The organism is Pseudomonas sp. AL03 (assembly GCF_029960815.1).
In the GTDB taxonomy this organism is placed as follows: Bacteria; Pseudomonadota; Gammaproteobacteria; order Pseudomonadales; family Pseudomonadaceae; genus Aquipseudomonas.
In genome coordinates this window covers 454,479-476,074 of record NZ_JASBRE010000001.1, presented here as the reverse complement: position 1 = coordinate 476,074, position 21,596 = coordinate 454,479, and the positions used below count along the sequence as shown (strand labels likewise).

The 21,596-nt window shown below is 58.2% G+C and carries 16 protein-coding genes and 2 pseudogenes; 11 read left to right on the top strand and 7 right to left on the bottom strand.

Annotated elements, in window-relative coordinates; translation table 11 throughout:
• Positions 1-17: 17 nt before the first annotated feature.
• The 3 genes from QK293_RS02125 to QK293_RS02115 are packed head-to-tail and all read left to right on the top strand — an operon-like array spanning position 18 to position 4,194.
• Complete coding sequence (locus QK293_RS02125) at positions 18-980, top strand: cytochrome c peroxidase (RefSeq protein WP_282375313.1); 963 nt, start codon at positions 18-20, stop codon at positions 978-980.
• The gene (locus QK293_RS02120; protein WP_282375312.1) at positions 977-2,785 is read left to right on the top strand and encodes a DAHL domain-containing protein; all 1,809 of its coding nucleotides are present in this window, start codon (positions 977-979) and stop codon (positions 2,783-2,785) included. Before QK293_RS02125 ends, QK293_RS02120 begins: the two co-directional genes overlap by 4 nt.
• On the top strand, positions 2,782-4,194 hold the full coding sequence (locus QK293_RS02115) for an ATP-binding protein (RefSeq protein WP_282375311.1): 1,413 nt from the start codon (positions 2,782-2,784) through the stop codon (positions 4,192-4,194). Before QK293_RS02120 ends, QK293_RS02115 begins: the two co-directional genes overlap by 4 nt.
• Here QK293_RS02115 and QK293_RS02110 read toward each other — a convergent pair.
• The 3 genes and pseudogenes from QK293_RS02110 to QK293_RS02100 all read right to left on the bottom strand — a co-directional run.
• A pseudogene (locus QK293_RS02110) lies at positions 4,187-4,952 on the bottom strand (APC family permease); the annotation flags it as partial. The gene QK293_RS02115 and the pseudogene QK293_RS02110 overlap by 8 nt on opposite strands.
• A gap of 91 nt (positions 4,953-5,043) precedes the next feature.
• On the bottom strand, positions 5,044-5,865 hold the full coding sequence (locus tag QK293_RS02105) for a carbon-nitrogen hydrolase family protein (RefSeq protein ID WP_282375310.1): 822 nt from the start codon (positions 5,863-5,865) through the stop codon (positions 5,044-5,046).
• Entirely contained in the window at positions 5,862-5,990 is a 129-nt protein-coding gene (locus QK293_RS02100) for a hypothetical protein (protein WP_282375309.1), read from the bottom strand. The genes QK293_RS02105 and QK293_RS02100 overlap by 4 nt, the downstream gene beginning before the upstream one ends.
• Here QK293_RS02100 and QK293_RS02095 point away from each other — a divergent pair.
• From QK293_RS02095 to QK293_RS02080, 4 genes and pseudogenes are all read left to right on the top strand, one after another.
• Positions 5,989-6,789: a LuxR C-terminal-related transcriptional regulator gene (locus tag QK293_RS02095; protein ID WP_282375308.1), complete on the top strand. Its 801-nt coding sequence runs from the start codon at positions 5,989-5,991 to the stop codon at positions 6,787-6,789. The genes QK293_RS02100 and QK293_RS02095 overlap by 2 nt on opposite strands.
• A gap of 135 nt (positions 6,790-6,924) precedes the next feature.
• Complete coding sequence (locus QK293_RS02090; protein WP_282375337.1) at positions 6,925-7,122, top strand: hypothetical protein; 198 nt, start codon at positions 6,925-6,927, stop codon at positions 7,120-7,122.
• Between the two features lie 10 nt (positions 7,123-7,132).
• Positions 7,133-7,324, top strand: a pseudogene (locus QK293_RS02085) (FMN-binding glutamate synthase family protein); the annotation flags it as partial.
• A 57-nt stretch (positions 7,325-7,381) separates the two neighbouring features.
• Positions 7,382-7,666, top strand: coding sequence for a putative quinol monooxygenase (locus QK293_RS02080; RefSeq protein WP_282375307.1), 285 nt, complete (start codon positions 7,382-7,384; stop codon positions 7,664-7,666).
• Positions 7,667-7,675: 9 nt separating this feature from the next.
• Here QK293_RS02080 and QK293_RS02075 read toward each other — a convergent pair whose 3' ends face one another.
• Genes QK293_RS02075 through QK293_RS02065 form a run of 3 tightly spaced genes read right to left on the bottom strand, consistent with a single transcriptional unit; the run spans position 7,676 to position 10,498 of the window.
• Positions 7,676-9,184 (bottom strand): glucosyltransferase domain-containing protein, encoded by a 1,509-nt coding sequence (locus QK293_RS02075; protein ID WP_282375306.1) that lies wholly within the window; start codon positions 9,182-9,184, stop codon positions 7,676-7,678.
• A gap of 1 nt (position 9,185) precedes the next feature.
• Positions 9,186-10,127, bottom strand: coding sequence for a glycosyltransferase family 2 protein (locus tag QK293_RS02070; RefSeq protein ID WP_282375305.1), 942 nt, complete (start codon positions 10,125-10,127; stop codon positions 9,186-9,188).
• Entirely contained in the window at positions 10,124-10,498 is a 375-nt protein-coding gene (locus QK293_RS02065) for a GtrA family protein (protein ID WP_282375304.1), read from the bottom strand. The genes QK293_RS02070 and QK293_RS02065 overlap by 4 nt, the downstream gene beginning before the upstream one ends.
• Before the next feature lie 210 nt (positions 10,499-10,708).
• Here QK293_RS02065 and QK293_RS02060 point away from each other — a divergent pair, with 210 nt between their 5' ends.
• Positions 10,709-11,833, top strand: a complete 1,125-nt coding sequence (locus QK293_RS02060; protein WP_282375303.1) for an OpgC domain-containing protein — start codon at positions 10,709-10,711, stop codon at positions 11,831-11,833.
• Between the two features lie 747 nt (positions 11,834-12,580).
• Here QK293_RS02060 and QK293_RS02055 read toward each other — a convergent pair.
• On the bottom strand, positions 12,581-14,002 hold the full coding sequence (locus QK293_RS02055) for an amino acid permease (RefSeq protein ID WP_282375302.1): 1,422 nt from the start codon (positions 14,000-14,002) through the stop codon (positions 12,581-12,583).
• 489 nt (positions 14,003-14,491) lie between these two features.
• Here QK293_RS02055 and QK293_RS02050 point away from each other — a divergent pair, with 489 nt between their 5' ends.
• The 3 genes from QK293_RS02050 to QK293_RS27570 all read left to right on the top strand — a co-directional run bounded on the left by QK293_RS02050 (position 14,492) and on the right by QK293_RS27570 (position 21,534).
• A complete protein-coding gene (locus tag QK293_RS02050) occupies positions 14,492-14,950 on the top strand; it encodes a transposase (RefSeq protein ID WP_282375301.1) in 459 nt (152 codons plus the stop codon).
• A 272-nt stretch (positions 14,951-15,222) separates the two neighbouring features.
• Entirely contained in the window at positions 15,223-18,342 is a 3,120-nt protein-coding gene (locus QK293_RS02045) for a transglycosylase domain-containing protein (RefSeq protein ID WP_282375300.1), read from the top strand.
• A 150-nt stretch (positions 18,343-18,492) separates the two neighbouring features.
• Positions 18,493-21,534, top strand: coding sequence for a DUF6543 domain-containing protein (locus QK293_RS27570; protein WP_348775341.1), 3,042 nt, complete (start codon positions 18,493-18,495; stop codon positions 21,532-21,534).
• Positions 21,535-21,596: the final 62 nt, after the last annotated feature.

Here is a 21,596-nt window from a genome sequence, read left to right as displayed (position 1 = left end):
AGCCAAGGAATCATCAGATGTCGCCTTCCTCCTTTCGCCATCTGCTGCGGGTGCCACTGTTCGGGTTATGCCTGAGCGCCGGCGCCGATCCGCTGAATGAACCGCTCAAACCACTGCCGGCGGTGCCACAACAGAATCCGCTGCGGGTCGAACTCGGCCGCCAGTTATTCAACGAGAAACGCTTGTCGGTCAACGACAGTCTGTCCTGCGCCAGTTGCCATCGACTGGAAAACGGCGGGGCCGACAACAAGGCGTTTTCCATCGGTTTCGCCGGCCTTCCGGTGACGATCAACACCCCCAGCGTGTTCAACGCCAGCCTGAACTTCCGGCAATTCTGGAACGGCCGCGCCGACACCCTGGAAACCCAGATCCACGGAGTGGTGCAGAGCCCCAGTGAAATGGGCAGTAACTGGGTACACGTGGTGGAAGTGCTGTCCGCTGACCCGGCTTATCGGACCTCGTTCAGCAAGGCCTACCCCGACGGCGTGACCATGAACAATGTGCAGAATGCCCTGGCCACCTACGAACGCACGCTGATCAGCGCCAACTCGCGCTTCGACCAATACCTGCTGGGTGATACCGACATTCTCACCCGGGAGGAAAAATACGGTTATCAACGCTTCAAGGATTACGGCTGCATCGCCTGCCATCAAGGGGTGAACATCGGCGGCAACATGTTCCAGAAGTTCGGGGTCATGGGCGACTACTTCAAGATTCGGGGCAACCCCACCGAAGCCGACCTGGGTCGCTATCTGGTCACCCAGGACGAAGAGGACCGCAACGTGTTCAAGGTCCCGAGCCTGCGCAACGTCGCCGTGACCGCGCCGTACTTTCACGATGGTTCGGTCAAGACCCTCGAAGAGGCGGTGGACGTGATGTTCACGTTCCAGCTCGGGCGTATTCCTTCCGCCGAGGACAAGACCCTGATCATCAAGTTCCTCAAGACCCTGACCGGTGAATGGGGAGGTAAGCCCTTATGAAAACAACTAATCGCCGCAACCTGGCGTTGCTTGGCATCGTCGCGTTGATGCTGGCCTCAACGCTGCTGTTCCTGTACCTCAAATCCAATTCGAACCAGACGACGACTTACACCGAATCCCGGGACTTGATCGGCCGGATCAAACAACTGAACGCGCAATGGGAAACCGAAATCCTCAAGGCCAGGGTCGCCATCAGTCACAACTACGATCCGTTGGTCGCACCGCTGACCGAGATGACGAACCTGTGGGAGCGGTTCGACCCGATGGAGTCGAACCACGGCCGCAACGAGTCGCCCATCTGGCGCGCCAGCCACGATGCCTACCTGACTGCCATCCAGGAAAAGACCCGGTTGGTGGAGCAGTTCAAGTCACACAACGCCGTGCTGCGCAACTCGCTGGCGTTCCTGCCCACCGCCGAGGACGACATTCATGAACAGCTGGCCCGGGTGGATGGGGACCAGCTGCAACTTCAGAACATCGCCACCGACACCTATGACTTGCTGCTCAGCAGCCTGGAGTTCGCTCAGGTCACCTCTGATGACAAGGCCGCCGACATCCTGCTCGGGCTGAACAAACTGGGGGTGAACAAACTGCGACTGCCAGAGCCTTTCCACAGCCCGATCGATATTCTGAGCAACCACATCGCGCTGATCCTGCGCGAACAACCCGTGGTCAATCGGTTGCTGGAAAACATCGAGGCCGTTCCCGTGGCCGAACGCCTGGACGATATTACCAACCTGCTCAACACCGATCAGCAACGGACCGATACGGTCGACCAGCGCTATCACTTCTACATGCTGTTGTTTTCGGTGCTGCTGGTGTTGCTGCTGGTGTACCTGGCGGTTCACCTGATGCGCAGTTTCACCGTGATCAATCGCGTCAACAAAGCCCTGCAAACCGCCAATGAAGACCTGGAGCTGCGAGTTGAAGAGCGCACCCGCGAGCTCAGGGACACCCAGAGTGAACTGCTCGACACCGCGCGCCAGGCCGGCATGGCCGAGATCGCCACCAATGTGCTGCACAACGTCGGCAACGTGCTCAACAGCGTGAACATTTCGGCCGACCTGGTGACCCGAAAACTGCGCGGCAGCAAGGCGCAGGGCCTGGGCAAGGCCATGCAGCTGATCAACGAACATCAAGGCGACCTCGGCGACTTTCTGACCGAGGACGCGAAAGGCAAGTTGCTGCCCGGCTACCTGAATCAACTGGTGGAGGCCATTGCCCTTGAACAACAAGGCATGACCGACGAACTGGCCCAGCTGACCAAAAGCGTGGACCACATCAAGGACATCGTCGCCACTCAGCAGTCCTACGCGGGCGCCAACAGCCTGATGGAACCGCTGCACATCAGCGAATTGCTGGAGGACGCCCTGCGCATGAACTCCGGCGCGCTGACCCGACACCACGTCATGGTGGTCAAGGAATACAGCGATGTGCCGCAGGTCATGGGCGACAAACACCGTTTGCTGCTGATCCTGATCAACCTGATCAGCAACGCCAAATACGCCATGTCCGACCTCAGCAACCGCCCGCGACAAATGACCCTGGGGGTCAAAATCGTCGATGACACAACCCTGCAAGTCAGCGTCAGGGACGACGGCGAAGGCATCGCCGAGGAAAACATGACGCGGATCTTTGCTCACGGGTTTACTACCCGCAAGGAAGGCCACGGCTTCGGCCTGCATAGCTGCGCCCTGGCCGCCATCGAGATGAATGGCCACCTCACCGCCCATAGCGACGGACCGGGCAGGGGTGCGCTGTTCACGTTGCAGATTCCGCTGAAAGCCGTACCGGTTGAAGCATGAGCGAGCGTTCGAACCGACGCATTCTGCTGATCGACGACACGCAGTCCATTCACGTGGACTTCCGCAAGATTCTCACGCCCACGCCGGAGCAGACCGTCGAACTGGACGAGATGGAGGCCACGCTGTTCGGCAGCGACGTGAAGTCCGCCAGCCCCCTGTTCGAACTGGATTCGGCGTTCGGCGGGCAGGAGGGGCTGGGCAAACTCAAATGGGCCTTGCAGGAAAACCGCCCCTACGCCCTGGCCTTTGTCGACATGCGCATGCCTGAGGGCTGGGACGGCGCGCAAACCATCGAACATTTGTGGCAAGCAGATCCCCGCCTGCAGGTGGTGGTGTGCACCGCCTATTCCGACTATTCCTGGGATGAATTGCTGGACCGCTTGCAGGCGCATGACCGGCTGCTGATCCTGAAAAAGCCGTTCGACAATATTGAAGTCCAGCAGATGGCCAACACCCTGCTGACCAAATGGGACATGACCGAACGGGCCAGCGTGCAAATGGACCATTTAGGGCAAATGGTCGAGCGCCGAACCCGGCAGTTCACAGAGGCCAGCGTTGAGTTGCAGCGGGAAATCGACGAGCGCAAACAGCTTGAAACCCAATTGGTGCAATCGGAAAAACTCGCCTCATTGGGGCAACTCGCGGCCGGCGTCGCCCATGAAATCAACAACCCCATCGGCTTCATTTCCTCCAACCTTGGCACCCTGGATGGCTACTTCAAACAATTGCAGGAAATGCTCGACGCCTATCGGGATGCGGAAGAGGCGATCGGCTCCAACGAGCTGATCGAGCGTTTGAACCAACTGCGCGAACGGGTCGAGCTGGAGTTCCTGCGCGAGGACATTCCGCTGCTGATCAAGGAATCCAAGGACGGCATCAACCGGGTCGGGCAGATCGTCAAGGACCTGAAAGACTTCTCCCGCGTGGACTCCAATCAGGAATGGCAGTGGGCCAATCTGCAACAGGGCATCGAATCGACGTTGAACATTGTCGCCAACGAACTCAAGTACAAGGCCGATGTGCTCAAGGAATATCAGGACCTGCCCGACATCGAATGCCTGCCTTCGCAAATCAATCAGGTGATCATGAACCTGATCGTCAACGCCTCCCAGGCCATCGGCCCGGAACGCGGCACCCTCACCCTGCGCACCGGGGTAGAAGCTGAAACGGTGTGGATCGAGGTCGCAGACACCGGCTCCGGCATTGCACCGGACAGCCTGCAGAAAATCTTCGACCCGTTCTTCACCACCAAACCCGTGGGCCAGGGGACAGGGCTTGGGTTGTCCCTGTCCTATGGCATCGTGAAAAAACACCGGGGGGATATTACGGTGCGCAGTGAGGTTGGCGTGGGAACAACCTTTCGGGTCGAATTGCCGATTCATCAATCCAAACCGCTCCCGCCTAGGTAGCCTCCTGGAAATCCATCTCCGGTGGCTGGCGACGGAAGCCGCCGGTCAGCACCGCCAGGTACACCACGCCAATCGCCAGCCAGCTCAAGCCCAGATAGATCGCCAGGTGATCGAGGCTGACCATCAGCCACAAATCCGCCGCCAGACCGATAAATGGGAACAACAGGAACAACACGAATTCACGCAGCCCTTTGCTCTCACCGCCGATCCAGTAGTGAAAGATCACCGACAGGTTCACCAGGCTGAACGCGAGGAACGCGCCGAAGTTGATGAATGAGGTCGAGGTGGTGACATCCAGTTTCAACGCCAGTAAAGCGACCACAGCGCACAACAGGATGCTGTTGACCGGTGTGCCATAGCGTTCGTGCAAGGTGCCGAAGAAGGATTTTGGCAGCACGCCGTCGCGGCCCATGGCGAACAGCAACCGCGAACCACTGGCCTGAGCCGACAGGCCCGAGGCGAACTGGCCGACGATCAGGCCGATCAGGAAGATCGACACGAACAGGTCACCACCGATGTTGCGGGCAGATAAGCGGCCGGCACCCTGCCGGCGGTGGATTGAGCGAGGATGCCAAAGGTGCCGAGCACAATGATCGGCGTCATGTAGGCGATGCCGAACAGCACCACCGAACCCAATGACAGGGTGCGTTGCAAATGAGCCATGAGCGACTACTCCGAATTTATTAGATTTATGGCAGAGCCGAGTTCGGCAAAAAATATCGGGGGTTACGTTGTTGTTAGGTGATCGTTCCCACGCTCTGCGTGGGAATGCAGCCCGGGACGCTCCGCGTCCCAAGAGCGGACGCAGAGCGTCCATTGAGGCGTTACCACGCAGAGCGTGGGAACGATCTAATGGCCAGGAATCAGCAACTCCTGCAATCCACAAGCATGCTCAACAATCTCCCCCGGCAACCGCAGCCGCTGATCATCCAGATACCGATAATCCTGGCGCGCCGCCGTCAGCTGATTCAGATCCAGCTCAACCACAAACTGTCCTTCCTCCCGTCCAGCCTCGAACAACAACGTCCCAAGCGGATCCACCAGCGCACTGCCCCCAGCAAACACCAACCCGCCATCGCCCTGTTCTACCCGGTTGACCATCAGCGCAAACGCCTGGTTTTCCTGGGCGCGGGCCATGATCGCGGTGCGGTGAGTCAGGCCATACGGGTCCATGTTGCCATTGGTGACGATCAGCAGCTCGGCACCCAATTGCGCCAGGGCACGGGCGGTTTCCGGGAATTCGATGTCGTAGCAAATCAGCAGGCCAACCCGCACACCGTTCCACTCACACGTGGCGTAACGGTCTCCGGCCTCGAACACACCGCGATCCGACGCCCACAGGTGCGTCTTGCGATATTTCAGTGCGATACCTTCGGGAGTAATCAGCAACGTGGTGTTGTAGAAGCGGCCGTTGTCGGTCTCGGCCATGCCGATCACCACGGCGATGTTGCGTTCACGCGCCGCAGCCCGCACCGCGCTGACGGTCGGGCCGTCCAGCGGTTCGGCAGTTGCGGCCAACGCTTCGAGGGACGGAAAACCCATCAGGTGAGTTTCGGGAAACACAATCAGCTGCGTATCGGCAGCACAGGCAGCAATCGCCTTCAGGGCGCGTTCGAGGTTGTATGCCGTGTCGTTGTCACGGCCCGCCAACTGGGCGAGTTCGACTTTCATGGGTATTCCTTGTTCTTGATGCCTGGCAGAAAGATTGCCCGGTCGGTGTCTGTGCGCCAGTATGCGCAGCAAGCCAGCGGCCGGGGAATCACGCCGCTGGGGTAACCCGATAGGGGTAGAGGCATGACACTCTCGTTAGACGACATCGCTTGGCACCGCTCGGTCGGGCAATTGATCGACGCCCTCGACAAGCCCAATTTCTGGACGCAGCTTGTACGGTTGCTGAATCAGTACGTGACCTTCGACAGCTGGGTGGCGCTACTTTTCAGCGCCGATCAGCACCCGCAAGTGTTCGCCGAATGCCCGGGCGCGGATGGCAGTCCCGATCAATTGTTCCAGGACTATCTGCGCGGCTTGTATCTGCTCGATCCGTTCTACATCGCCTGTCGCGAGCAGTCGCGCACCGGGCTCTATCGCCTGTCGGAAGTGGCGCCGGAGCATTTCGAGCTGACCGAGTACTACCAGCGCTACTTTCGTCTGAATGTGGTGGCCGATGAAATCCAGTTCAATTGCCAGCTCGAAGGCGACCGCACGTTGTGCCTGTCACTGGGCAGCAAGCAGCGTTTCAGCGGCCAGCAGATTGCTTTGCTGTCGCTGATCCAGCCCTGGGTGCTCGGCCTGTTGCGCCAGCGCCTGCCCTACGAAATAAACGAAGTTGTGGCCCTCGCGCCAGCACCGCCGCAAGCCGACTGGCGAGTGCAGCTGGAAGCGTCGGTGCAACAACTCAAAGGCGCGCAATTGACCGCCCGGGAACTGGATGTCGGGCGCTTGATGCTCAGCGGTTGCTCCAGTAAAGAAATCGCCCGCAAGCTGGAAATCTCTGTCGAAACCGTGAAAGTCCATAAGAAACACATGTACAGCAAACTGGGGATCAAGTCCCAGTCCGAGCTGTTTTCAATATTTCTCCAGGCGCAAAATGCCTGACACACCGCTTTTCTGTAGGAGCAAAGCTTGCTCGCGAAGAGGCCATCACATTCAACGTTGATGTTGGCTGACACACCGCTTTCGCGAGCAAGCTCTGCTCCTACAAGAAGCCGAGTCCGAACCCAAGGAAACCGTATGAGCCTGTCACTCCTCAGCCGCTACGCCTTCTTTGCTATCTGTGTGATGTTTACCCTCTTCAGCCTGCCCTTTCTGGGACATGACTGGCTCTGGCCGATCACCGCCGTCACCGGCATTCTCAGCCTCGTGGGCCTGTTCGATCTGCTGCAAATCCCTCACGCGGTTATGGTGCGATCATTTTCGGCGGAGCCCTAGTGACCGTTTCCCTTCGCAGCTATCGGCCAAACACCTCGTGCGACGCATGTCGGCGACCGAGATCAAATTGTTCTCGCAGTTGCCTGTGTTCTTGAAACCGGGGGAGTTGCTGACCGGTGAAGTGAATGGCGAGTTTTACTCGCGGATGTGGCAGATGGAGCGGGCGGATAGTTTTGAGCCGAATGAGTTGGCTGCCGCGTAAACAACGTTTGAACGCCAACCTCATCGGGAGGTTGGCTTTACACCAAGGAAGGACACCATGCTGAAAGTCATCGCTCAGGATTTCATCAAGCCCGAATACATTGAAACGGTTCGCCCGTGGTACGCCGAGCTGGTCGAGAAGACTCGACTGGAACCGGATTGCATCGCTTATGACTTGTTCATCGATCAAAAAGACCCCGGGCACTTTATCTTCGTCGAACAGTGGCCGAATCAGGCGGCGCTGGATGCTCATTGCCAGTCTGAGCATTTTCGGCGCCTAGTGCCGCAGATCAACCGTTTCCAGTCCCGGGATTGCATTGTCGTGCTGATGGATGCGTTCTGACGCCCGTCGTCACCAGCGAAGCGCCTTGATCGGGGCAGGCTCTTTCATGACGATAAAACCGTAATCGCCCAGCAAATAAATCCGGTAGTACGGGTTATCCACCACCGGTGGATAACTTAGATAACCCACTCGGGTCGCGTTACGTCGCTCCTTCTCCGCAACGACATGGGTGATGCCCACTTTCGGCAGGTTCTCGGCCAGCATGAAAAAGTCGATGTTCAGCAGATAGTGCAACACCGGCATCTGCTTGAACGAGCCCGCCGCCCCCAGCAGCCAGTGGTCGGAATAGGTCACCGACATGTAAATGCGCTTGGCTTCGCGCAGCTGTTGATTCGACGCGATGTCGTGTTCAAGACTCAATAGCGCGCTGGACGCGAAGGTTTTCTGCACCGTCAGCACCCGCCCATAGGCGAACGACAGCGAAAGCATCGCCAGCAATGGAATCGCCAGCAACAGCGGCAGCCGCTCGTGGATTCGAGTCAGCGCCAGTTGGCTTAAATAGAACAACAGCACCAGCAGGACTGCGAAGCCCATCAGCGTCCTGGCACCTTCATTGAAGTCCCGGAAAAACAGTGCAACACCCGACACCAGCAGCATCACGACCGGCAATGTCAGTAAACACACCAGGCCGATCAGGGTTTTCTTCAGCCCTGTGTCCTGACGCTCCAGCACGTTCAGCCCCAGCCGGACACTGCCGGCAATGGCACACAGCAGCAGTGCGGCGAACACCCAGGCAAATCCGCCGTGAAACAGCAGCACGACTTTTTCCAGCACCCGGGCGATGTTGATTTGGAGTTGCAGCAGGGGCTGCGCCGTCCAGTTCAACAATAAGGTGCGATTTGCATTCATGAACGGATAAGCACTGACGCTGTAAATCAAGCAGCCCAGGATGGCCTGCGAAATTTTCCAGCCGATCAGCCCGCACCATGGCGGCCAGGCCAACTTGTCGTTCGCGCTCCTGAGCAGCTCCAGGCAACACAGGCCCAGAAACACATTGAGGCTCACTTGATAGAGCCCCAGCGCCAGCGCAATCAGGAACGAGGGCACCAGCCAATGAACAATGCGCGAGGGATGACGGAAGGTGATCGCGTAGATAACCGCCACCAGGCTTAAAGCCATGGCGGGGCCGTCGTATTGATAGGACAGGTTTTGCAGAAAGAACGGGTTGTACCAGAGCGGCAACGGCACCAGGCAGCAAGCAATCGTCGGTTGCGGGTAGTAATGAAACGTCAAGCTCGTCAACGCCGCGGCCATGGCCAGCGTGGCGATCAATAGCGGCAACGGGAAAATGTTCGGCGCGGCATCGCTGAAGGTCAGCGCGTTGTAGAACAGCTCGGTAAATAACCGCCCCTGCCCCGCCCAGGCTGTACCGGCAGACAGGGATCGCCAGTTGTCGTCGATATACGGATAGTCCGCGAGGATGATCGGAACGACATACACAAAGGTCGCCAACAGAAAAAACAGCCAGACCTGGCGGCGTCCGAGTTCCTTGCTGAAAAAGTCGCTGAACCTGCCCATGCTAAAACCCGAGCCGGTCTTTGCCGCCGACGACGTCTTTGACGATATAGCGCGGCCGATGCTTGGCTTCGATGTAGATTCGGCCGACGTACTCACCGAGGATGCCGATGCCGATCAGCTGTACGCCGCCGAGAAACAGAATGGCCGTCATCAACGACGGGTAACCGGGGACGCTGTTGCCGAACAAAACCTTGTCCAGCACCATGTACACCGCGTAAAGCACCGCAAAGATCGAAATACCGCCACCGACGTAAGTCCATAAGCGCAACGGCACTGTACTGAACGAAGTCACGCCTTCCAGCGCCAGGTTCCAGAGCTTCCAGCCATTGAACTTGCTGGTGCCCGCCACTCGCTCGGCTCGCTCGTATTCCACGACCACGGTGGTGAACCCGGCCCATGACAGCACACCTTTCATGAACAATTGGTGCTCGGGGAGCGCACGTATAACATCGACTACCTTGCGATCCATCAACCGGAAATCCCCGACGTTTTCTTCGATCCGGGTGTAAGCGATACGGTTCAGCACACGGTAGAACAGCGACGCGCTGTGGCGTTTCAGGTAACTATCGGCGGTGCGATCCCGGCGCTTGGCGAGCACCACATCCGCGCCTTTTTGCCATTGGTCGATCAACCGCGGGATGACGCTGATCGGATCCTGCAAATCCACGTCCATGGGAATCACCGCATCGCCGGTGGCATATTCCAGGCCGGCAAACAACGCCGGTTCCTTGCCGAAATTGCGCGAGAAGTTGATCAGCAATACCTGTTCATCGGCTTGCGCCAGGGCCTTGGCCTCCTCAGCCGTACGGTCGGAACTGCCATCGTTGATAAACACGATCTCGACCTCTGCCTGCTCAAGCCTCAACTCGCGACGCACTGCCTGATAAAACAGGCTGATCGCTTGTTCTTCATTGAATACCGGAACGATCAACGAGACTTTCATGCGTTACGCTCGCGAAAGACCACGTACTTTGAAAACAGAAAGCCAAGCACCAGGCTCAATGCCGAAAACATGGCCACTGTCAGCAGACCGTGAAGTTTCCACACGTCTCCTGCATGGCCGACGCCCAGACTCAAACCTCCCATGGCCCCCAGAAACAAAAGATAGCCGCCAACCGACGCTTTGGCATCGAAGGTGTAAAGCGCGTTCATGTAGAAGGAAAACGAGGCGGCAACGCAAAAGGCCGCCAGGTTGCTGACAGCCTGACTCAAGTCAGCCCCCACACTCAGCAGGAAAAAGATTTGCCAGTGGATCAGCGTGTTGGCGACACCGACCACCGTGTAGCTGGAAAATCCTTTCCACAAGAGCCTCATGGTGACTCTCCCGTTTCACGTCATAAAACTTTGAACCTGTCTGCTGTCAGAAATCATAGGTCTGATGGCCTTTCAGACCAGCGGTTAAGGCCATCGCCCTGCCAGGAGACATCCCGTAATACCCAGGTTTTGCAATTGCCTGCGAATCACGCCACCCTGCGCCGCTTTCGGCTACTCCTTATCTCAACACCCGTTCACGAGCCCGCCGTCATGACGTTTGAGCGCGATCACCGAGTCGACTTTTTTCGCGGCCTGGCACTGATCTTCATCTTTTGGGATCACGTGCCTCACAACCCCCTTGGCCAAATCACCCTGCGCAACGTCGGTTTCAGCGATGCCGCAGAAATATTCGTGTTCCTGGCCGGTTACGCGGCCGTTCTGGCCTATGGCAAAATCCTTGCTCGCGAGGGTTACCTGATCGCCTGCGTGAAGATTCTGCGGCGTGCCTGGGTGCTTTACGTGGTCCATATTTTCCTGCTGGCCATGCTGATGGGCATCGTGTTCTTCGCTAACAGCCATGTGGAAACCCGCGACCTGGTGGAGGAAATGGGCCTGCATCACTTCATCACCAACCCCCAGCAAGCGTTGACGGATGAGTTACTGCTGCGCTTCAAGCCGAACCTGATGGACCCGCTGCCGCTGTACATCGTGCTGCTGGCGGGATTGCCACTGGTCCTGCCGCTGCTGGTGCGTAAGCCGTGGGCGGTCGTAGCGGTATCACTGGCGGTGTACTTGCTGGCACCGCGGTTTGGCTGGAACCTTGCGGCAATCAAGGACGGTGTGTGGTACTTCAACCCCGTCACCTGGCAACTGCTGTTTATCCTCGGCGGCTTTGCGGCAATTCACGGGCTGCGGCCACGGTTGCCCGACACTCGCCCGCTGTTGCGCCAGCCCTTGTTTGTCAGCGCGGCGGTGTACGTGGTGGTTACCGGCGTGATTACGGTCTCCTGGCGCTGGCCGGAAATACACGATGCCGTGATGCCCGCCAGCCTGAGCAACCTGCTGTACCCGATCAGCAAGACCGATCTGTCGCCGGTCCGGCTGCTGCACTTCCTGGCGCTGGCCTATGTCACCGCCAGGCTCTTGCCCGGCGGCGGCTGGACGCAAAACTGGCTGGCGCAGCAATGCTGCCGCATGGGGCGCTACTCACTGGAAGTTTTCTGCCTCGGCGTGCTGTTGGCGCCCTTGGCGGACATGCTCAATTCGTTGGGCGGCGATGCCTTTGTGATGCAAGTCTTCAGCGCAGTGCTGGGGGTTGGGTTGATGGCGTTGCTGGGGGCGTGGCTGGACTTCAATAAACGCCTGAATCGATCAGTGCAAACCGCGACAGCCTGACATGCAAAAAGCCCTGCCAATGGATCGGAATGCTGTTCGCTTAAAAAAATGGATGGCGGCCAGAAAGCCGGGCGGGTTTTGATCGTGTACATATCCGTTTCTGCGGTCACGGCGGCTTATGGTTCCGCTCTTACAGCGTGTCACTTTCGAAAAGCGCGAAAGTAACCAAAGCGCTCTTGCCCCTTTCGTTCGGTGCCTCGCTTAGGCTCGGCATGCCCTCGCTCCGGTCCTGCTCCGTGGGCCCGCCGCCATCCATGCCGGGTTGCCCACTGCGCAGAACCTCCACTCGGCCTCTCGAGGGGGCGTGCACCGCAATAGCCAAAGCGAGGCGGCCTACCGGCCGGCCTGGCTTCAAGTGAACGCATTTCCTTGTAGGAGCTGTCGAGCAAAGCGAGGCTGCGATCTTTTGATCTTGCCGTTGCTGTTGCTTAGCTTTGGCTCCAGATCTGCCGCCCCTTTTCCCAGAGGCCGAACGCAGGCGTTGCGCAGGGGGTACCGCGGCAAGGATGCCGCGGTAGCCGCCCCCGGAGCAATGCCTTCGTTACGGCATGCCGAGCCTAGGCGAGGCACCGAATGGCGGGGCAAGAACCCTTGGTTACTTGGGGTTTTTCCAAGTGACTCGCTGTAAAAGCGAAACCGCTAGCCGCCGTTACCGCAGAAACGGATATGTACCCCATCCCAAAACTCTCTTAAGTGAACAGCCTTACGGCCAATGGACCGGGGCTTTTTCATTTCAGGCGTTACACCTTACGAAGCCGAATGCACCGCACCTTGCGACACATTGGTCGGTTGCAGCTTGAACACGTAGAACACCACCGTCAGCAATACCAGGAACGCCGGGCCTACATACAGTGCTACGCGGGTTTCCGGGAAGTACGCCATCAGGCCGACCACCAGCACCAAAAACGCCAGCGCCAGATACGAGCTGACCGGGTACAGCCACATCTTGTATTTCAGGCCGGCACGTTCGCTGGCGCTCAGGCCTTTGCGGAACTTGAGCTGGGCCAGCAGGATCATCACCCAGGTCCAGATCGCGCCGAAGGTGGCAATCGCCGTCACCCAGACGAAGACTTTTTCAGGCACCAGGTAGTTGAGCAGCACACCCAGCAACAAGGCGCCGATCGACAGCAGCAAGGCGCGACGTGGCACGCCGTTGTTCGAGGTCTTGGCGAAGCCGGCCGGGGCCTGGCCATTCTGCGCCAGACTGTAGAGCATGCGACCGGTGCTGAAGATCCCGCCGTTGCAGGACGACAGTGCGGCGGTGATCACCACGAAGTTGATGATGCCGGCGGCGGTCTTGATACCCAGGCGCTCGAAGGTCATCACGAATGGGCTGCCCTGAGTGCCGATTTCGTTCCACGGGTAGATCGACAGAATCACGAACAGCGCGCCGACGTAGAACAACAGGATCCGCCAGAACACCGAGCCGATCGCATTGGGAATGGTCTTCTGCGGATTCTTCGCTTCACCGGCGGTCAGGCCGATCATTTCGACACCGAGGTAGGCGAACATCACCATTTGCAGCGACATCAGCACGCCTTGCACGCCGTTGGGCATGAAGCCGCCATGGGCCCAGAGATTGGAAATCCCCAGCGCCACGCCGTCGTTGCCAAAACCGAACGCGATCACGCCGACGCCGCCGACCACCATCGCAATGATGGTGACGATCTTGATCAGGGCGAACCAGAACTCGAACTCACCGAAGGCTTTCACCGCGATCAGGTTGATCGAGCCCATGCTGACCAATGCCGCCAGCGCCCAGATCCAGCGCGGCACATCGGGGAACCAGACGCCCATGTACACCGCCACCGCGGTAATTTCCGCAACGCAAGTCACCAGCCACAGGAACCAGTAGTTCCAGCCGGTCAGGAAGCCCGCCAATGGGCCGAGGTAGTCTTGAGCATAACGGCTGAAAGAGCCTGCGACGGGGTTGTGCACTGCCATCTCGCCGAGGGCGCGCATGATCACCAGGATCGCCAGACCGCCGATGATGTAGGAAAGCATGATTGCCGGGCCGGCCATTTCGATGGCCTTGGCTGAACCGAGGAACAGACCGACGCCGATACAGGCACCGAGCGCCATCAGGCGAATATGCCGTTCGCCGAGTTCGCGTTTGAGCGGGCCGCCTTGAGCGGTCTCGCCGTGGGGCAGGTGATTGCCGACTGGCATAGGGGTACAACCTCATCTTGTTATTGGATATGACCACCGAGTAACGAAGCGCTGACCGGTAAGCCAATGCTTCTGAGAAACCGGGCCTGCTTCGTGAGCAAACCCGTCTTGTAGGACAAAACCTGCAAGATCAGCGGGGCGTGCAGTATAAAAAGCTTCCTACAGGAGTTTTCACTCTATAAACCATAACATTCAGCGAGAACTCTCGGGAAAAGCGCGGTTTACGGAGGGGCATTACCTGGCTTATGCAGGATTATTCGTCATTGAAACGGCGCGGAGTATTGCACGGTAATGGTGCGTCGTCATGTTCCTATCCAACCAGTATTTACACGGAGATGGCTCTAAATAAGTTATTCCAGCGCGCATCAATTTCTGTGCTCCTGACTGGATCCGTCAGGATTTTCGGAAAATTCACTCAGCATTTGCGGCTGCGTGCAGGTAGAGGGATGGCTAGGGTGAATCGGAATCACTACTTAAGGGCGCAAAGGAATGCATCCACACCCAAACTCACACTTGCTACGCCATGGACGCTTTTCGGAACGAGGCCGGGCCTATCTCATAACGGCGGTTGTGCATCAACGCCACCCGATATTCACCGATTGGCGGTTGGGTCGGTTGTTGGTCGCTGAACTCAGGCGAGCCCATGAACAGAAATGGGTCAACTCGATAGCTTCGGTGGTCATGCCTGACCACTTTCATTGGCTGGTGCAACTCGAGCAACACACACTGGCGCAAGTCATGCAGGCTACCAAGTCACCTAGCACACTCACTATCAACCGGGCGTTAAATCGCGAAGGGGCGTTCTGGCAAACCGGCTACCACGACCGAGCAATCCGCGATGGAGAAGAACTCCTGCCGTTCGCTCGATACCTAGTTGCCAATCCATTGCGCGCAGGACTGGTGGAAAAAATCGGTGATTACCCGCTCTGGGATGCCAGTTGGTTATAACGTGGCGAGGGAATTTAGCGGAGCGCCGCACCGCCCCGTTGGGTGGCGCAGCCGCCCCAAACCAGTCACCCTCGCCCTTTCAGAAAGACCGCGCTTGAAGGATTACGACTGCTGCGTAGCCGGACGGGGCGGTGCGGCGTTCCGCTAAATCCCCTCGCCACAGGTCAAAGTGGATCCACGACATTTGGAGGATCACAATTTTTTCACCATCGCCAACCACCGTCTAAGCTTCAGACAAGCCCGATCAATCTGCGTGAATGGATCAGTCGACTATGGGCGCTTTATGGCAAACCGATTCGAGTAAAAATGTGGTCCCGACTGAACGTGTGGATGAAGCGCCTTTACCTGAAAAACCTCGTAGCAGTCGCACGAAACACGGCTGGGGGGCTTTCTGGTTGTTGTTGCTGATTATTCTGATTGTCCTGGGTCTGGCTGCCGCCAAGGAAATGCGCACCTCGAAATTTCAATCCCGGGAAGTCAGCCAATTTGCCGCCTCCCTGACCTATGAAATGCAACGCGGCCCCAGCGACGCCATTCGCTATCCGGGCGCCGGGCCTTTCGACCTGCGTCTGGGCTACAGTTCCATGGATGAATTCCTGCCGCGTCTGATCAAGCGCGATTACGTTATTGCGTCACAAACCCGGTTTTCCCAAAAGCTGATGGACTACACCGACAAGGGCCTTTTCGTGCCCTACGCGGAGAAAATTCAGGCTGGACTGTCGATCACGGATTGCCGAGCGGCACCGCTTTACCAGTACAACTACCCACAACAACTTTATTCAAGCTTTGCGGCGATCCCTCCCGTAGTGGTCAACAGTTTGCTGTTCATCGAAAACCGCTTCCTGCTCGATCCCCGTCAGCCCCGGGCCAACCCCGCGGTGGATTGGCCGCGGTTCGGCATGGCGGCATGGTCCCAGGTCGCCAAGTTGTTGCACCTGCCAGGCCAGTCGGCGGGCGGCAGTACCCTGGCGACGCAACTTGAGAAGTACCGGCATTCGCCCGATGGCTTGACCGTGTCGGGCGCGGAAAAAATCCGCCAGATGATTTCCGCCAGCGTGCGCGCCTATCAGGCCGGACCGGAAACGCTGGAAGCTCGGCAGAACGTGGTTCGCGATTACCTCAACAGCGTGCCGCTGTCGGCCGTACCCGGCCACGGTGAAGTGCATGGCATGGCCGAAGGTTTGCGCGTTTGGTACGGCGCCGATTTCAACAAGGCCAACGAACGGCTGGCCAGCAACGCGACAGATCCGAAAAGCATGTCGGAAAAAGGCCTGGCGCTTCGTGAAATGCTCTCGTTGATGATTGCCCAGCGCCGCCCTTCCCATTACCTGACCAAGGGTCACGAGGAGCTGGCCGACCTCACCGACAGCCACATTCGCCTGCTGGCACAGAACGGCGTGATCGATGCGCCCCTCGCCGCAGCGGCGCTGGCCAGCAAAGTGACCTATCGCGACTGGCAGACCCAGCCGACCATTCAACCGATCGAAACCAACAAAGGCATCAGTGTGGCGCGCAGTCGATTGGGCGGATTGCTCAATCGGCCGCTGTACGACCTCGATCGTCTCGATCTCTCGGCCACCAGCACGCTGCAAGGCAATCTGCAAACCCAGGCCACCGAATACCTCAAGCATTTGGCCGACCCGGTTTTTGCGACACAAATTGGCCTGATGGGCGAACGCCTGCTGACACCCACCAGCACCACGCAAGTGCGCTACAGCTTCACCCTGTTCGAACTGACCCCGGACGGTTCGCGGGTGCGGGTGCAGACCGACAGCACCGATCAGCCGTTCGATATCAATGAAGGCAGCAAGCTGGAACTGGGCTCCACCGCGAAAATGCGCGTGCTGACGACCTATCTGCAAATCATCGCCGAGCTGCACGATAAGTACGCTGAGATGACCGTACCGGAATTGAAGAAAGTCGACGTCCCGGATCAGGATCGCCTGAGCCGCTGGGCCGTCGATTACCTGATCCAGAATACAGACCGCAACCTGCCGGCAATGCTGGGTGCCGCGCTGGACCGCAAATACTCCGCCAGCCCCGGCGAAGCCTTTTTTACCGGCGGTGGATTACACACATTCGTGAACTTCCGCAAAGAAGACAACGGCCGCCTGCCTACTCTGCGCGATGCCCTGCGCGAATCGATCAACCTGCCATTCATTCGGCTGATGCGTGACCTTGTGCGCTACACCACCTACTCCGGCCCCAACAGCAGTGCCGAGTTGCTCAAGGACGATCGCGACCCTCGGCGTCAGGAATACCTGGCCTCTTTTGCCGACCGCGAAGGCACGTCGTTCCTGCTGAAATTCTGGAAGAAGTACAAAAACAAGGACACCCAGGCGCGGCTCGAAACCTTCCTCGACAGCATGCGCCCGACACCGATTCGCATGGCCGCCGTGCATCGTTATCTGCTGCCACAGGCCAGTCAGGAAAGCTTCAACACCTTCGTGCGTTCACACCTCACAAGCGACAAGCTCACCGAAAAACTGACGGACGAGCGCCTCCAACGGCTCTACGAAAATTACAGCCCCGGCGCCTACGACTTGCCGGATCAGGGCTTCATCGCCAAGGTTCACCCACTGGATCTGTGGCTGATGGGCTACCTGCTGAACAACCCGGATGCCAAGTGGAGCCAGATCGTCAAAGCCAGCCAGTTCGAACGTCAGGAAGTCTACAGTTGGCTGTTCAAAAGCCGTCACAAAGGTGCGCGCGACAGCCGCATTCGCACCATGCTGGAGATCGAAGCGTTCCTCGACATTCACCAGCGCTGGCAAAAAGTCGGCTATCCGTTCGACCACCTGGTGCCGTCGCTGGCCACCGCCATTGGCAGCTCCGGCGACCGTCCGGCAGCATTGGCGGAGCTGATCGGCACCATTCTCAACGACGGCGTGCGCATGCCGACCCTGCGTATCGACAGCCTGCACTTTGCGGCGAACACGCCGTATGAAACCAAACTGATCAATGACCCGGATGTCGGTAAACGGGTGATGCCGTCCGAGGTCGCCACGGCCATGCGCGAAGCCTTGTCGCAAGTGGTGGATGCCGGTACGGCCAAACGTGTTTCTGGCAGTTTCATAACGCCGGATGGCAAACCGTTGGCCATGGGCGGCAAAACCGGGACCGGGGATAACCGCATTGAAGCCATCGGTTCGGGCGGACGGATTCTGAGCTCGAAATCCATCAACCGGACTGCGACTTTCGTGTTCTTCATCGGCGATAGCCATTTCGGCACCTTGACCGCGTTCGTGCCGGGGCGCACGGCGGAGGCCTTCAAGTTCACTTCGGCGTTGCCGGTCCAGGTGCTCAAGGGCATGGCGCCGATTCTGACGCCGTATCTGCAACCGGGTACTCATACGCAATGCCTGCCGGTCGAGGTAGCTCGCCGCGGATAAAAAAGGGCGGTAATTAATTATTTTTGGCATTGATAATTCCAATGCGTTGTGGGGACGAACGCTTATTAAGCAGCTGTAATTCGAACTTTTACTTTGAGCCTCGGGCGTTAGGCTGATGACTCCCATTAATGCCCAAGGTTTATCAACAGCATGCCTGACTTACAAGGAAGTACGTCTGAACTGTCGCAAGCCGACAATAAAGGTCGTCATTACGCGTTCATCGAGAGCCGGATTCACCCCACATTCAAGAACACTCCGTTGCGAAGCCTCAGAGAGCTGGCCCTAACGAAAACAACGCCTGCGCCATGGATCAAGACAGCCACGGACCGCGATCACGCGCACTTGCAAAATGCCAACCTCGAGCTCTGGTCCTCTCGCAACAAGATCGACCGTTTCCTCGACACGTTGCAAAACGTTTACCCGTTCGCCGAGCCGTTACTTACCGACGCGCTGAAGAAACAATTCGGTGTTGAGGTCGATGTAAAAACTACCTACTTGCATCTTTATTTACCCAAAAAAAATCCTTGGTACCTCATCGATTCGAACGACGGGTTCGTCACGCGAACCGTATCGCTGCTCGATGCCGCGCTGCACAACTTCGCCCGAGACGAAACGTGTGAACCGGACTCGGAATTCATCAGCCAGCCCGATTCCCGTGGGCACTTCACCGTGTTGCCGATCAAACGCAAGATGTCTATCCCCGGGTTTCAGAATTTGTGCCGCGAACTGGACATCGGCGCGCACTACAGCCAATACCTGGAAGAACAGCTGCGACCCCGGGATGGCGTTGCGCAGTATGTGTTGCAGCGCTGGATCACTGATACCGAAAAAGCGGCTTTCAAGGCGGCGGCTCAACAGGCGGTAATGACCGGAGATATCGACTTCGGCGCCCGCGTCCTGATCCTCAACATGCTCGACGGCCAGCGCAAGCTGCTGCGTAACGGCAGGGCAATGCAATTCGCTGAACTGTACATTCTGGACAGCCGGCTGACAGGCATCGTGCTGATCGCCCCGGATCTGGAGCAGCATCGCGGTGTCGTGCCCGTCATCGCTTACGTGCCGCAAGACCCGGAGCATCCGCTCAAGGAATACCCCTCGACCAGCGCTTTCATGAACGAACTGACCCGACAGCTGCGCGACAATGCCGTCATCTCTTCCTCCGGCATGAGCTATCGCCAGTACTTCAGCCGGTTCGTTGATCAGACGCAACGAGGGCATTTTTTCGGCGAGCTGCAACAACGCCTGTTCGAGGTGAAATGGCATGACAGAGCAACCACGGACCCGCTACCGAACTGGAGGGAAGTCCCGAAAAACGCTGTCAATCTGCAATTCAGCGCAACGCCGATCAGAGGCGATCTTTGTGAACACCTGTACCAGGCAAAACTGAACAAAATTCTCAACGACGCCCAGCACATTGCCGTGTCAACTGCCGATACCGACCGCAATGCACGTTGGGCGTGGTGGGACAACTTCAAGAAAATAGTCTCGGACATCTTCAATGTGGCGTTGCTGGTCGTCACACCGTTCGTCCCCGGCGTGGGGGAATTGATGATGGTGTACACCGCGTATCAGATCACCAGCGACGTTATCGAAGGTATTGTCGACCTGGCCGAAGGGCTGCGGATTGAAGCCGCCGAGCATGTCGTCGGCGTGGTCACGGACATCGTTCAACTGGCCCTGTTTGCCGCAGGCGCGAAGATCGGCGACCTCGCTCGCCTGAAACTGTCGCCGCTAGTCGAAGGCATGAAACCGGTGAAACGGGCCAACGGTGAACGACGGCTGTGGCATCCCGACCTTAAAGCTTACGAACTATCAGGTCTAACCTTGGCGACCGACTCCAGGCCTGACGAACTCGGCCTGCATGCCCACGAAGGGCAAACAATTCTGCCGCTGGATGACAAACATTTCGCCGTGCACAAAGACGCACAAACCGACGGTTACCGCGTCACCCATCCGCAACGTCCGAATGCCTACAGGCCCGAGTTGCAACACAACGGCCTCGGCGCCTGGACCCACGAAGCGGAGAACCCGCGGACCTGGGATAGGCTGACACTGTTGCGGCGTCTGGGCCACAGTGTCGATGCTTTCAGCGACGCCGAGCTGGAAAACGCGCGCATCATCAGCGGCACTGAAGAGGGCGCGTTGCGCAAGATGTACGTCGACCACATGCCCCCGCCGCCGCTTCTGGAAGACAGCCTCAAACGCCTGGAAATCCAGTGGCTGACTCACCAAACCCTTCAACGGATTCGAACCGGTCAGGCGCTCGCCCCCTCCTCCTACTGGTTCGAGCCGATGGCGACTTACCTGGATGGCTGGCCTGCGGACAAAGCAATCAAGGTTTATCAGAATGCCGATCTGACCGGGCCTTTCCGCCAGTATGGCAATGCCACCGCGACCAGCGATCAGACACTGTCCACCAGCCTTTCTCACATTTTGAGCAAGCAGTTTGCGCAAACCCTGGTCGACTTTCTCGATGCCCCGCAGCGCGAGGCTTTGCTCGGTGGGCCATTGCCCCAAACCGAACAGGTGCAAGCCCTGCGCAATCGTCTGGCTGGTGAAGCACAACGCCGTTATGCAGATGTCTTCAATTACCTGTATCAAGGCGCACAGGCCACCGTCGATCCTCACGTCCGGCTGATTCGCGAAGCCTTTCCCGAGTTGCCCACCCGTGCGGTCACAACCCTGTTGAGCAATGCCAAAGGTGCTGACCTCGAGCGCATGGCCCAGGAGCATCGACTGCCGTTGAGCATCAAAAGCCGCGCCCGCGAAGCCGCATTCGAGGCACGAACCAACCATGCCTACGCCGGGTTCAAGGACGCAGTGCAGTGGGTTCCGGAAACCGAAAACCTGATGTTGAACGCGCTGAGAATTCATACCGACACCTTCCATGATCTGCGGATCGAGGTGCGTGATACCTCAGACATCGGGCCGCTGCGGTGCAGTGTCGGCTCGCAGCAAGCGTCAACGGTCCGCGTGCTGATCAGGGATGAAAGGGGCAGGTATGAAATCAGGGACGGCGACAACTACCCACTCAGTGAAGCGCAGGACTTTTACGAAGCGGCCCGACCTTGTCCAGATCGGCGACCACACTCACAGAACGGGTCGAGGATTTGTATCCGCATTTCAACCAGCGCGAGACCCGCACCTTTGTCCGCTCTCTTGGATCGGAAGAACAAGGGCATCAGACACTGACACGACTTGAACGCGAGCTGGATGATCTCAAGGTGCTGCTCAATCAGTGGCGATTCCAGCAA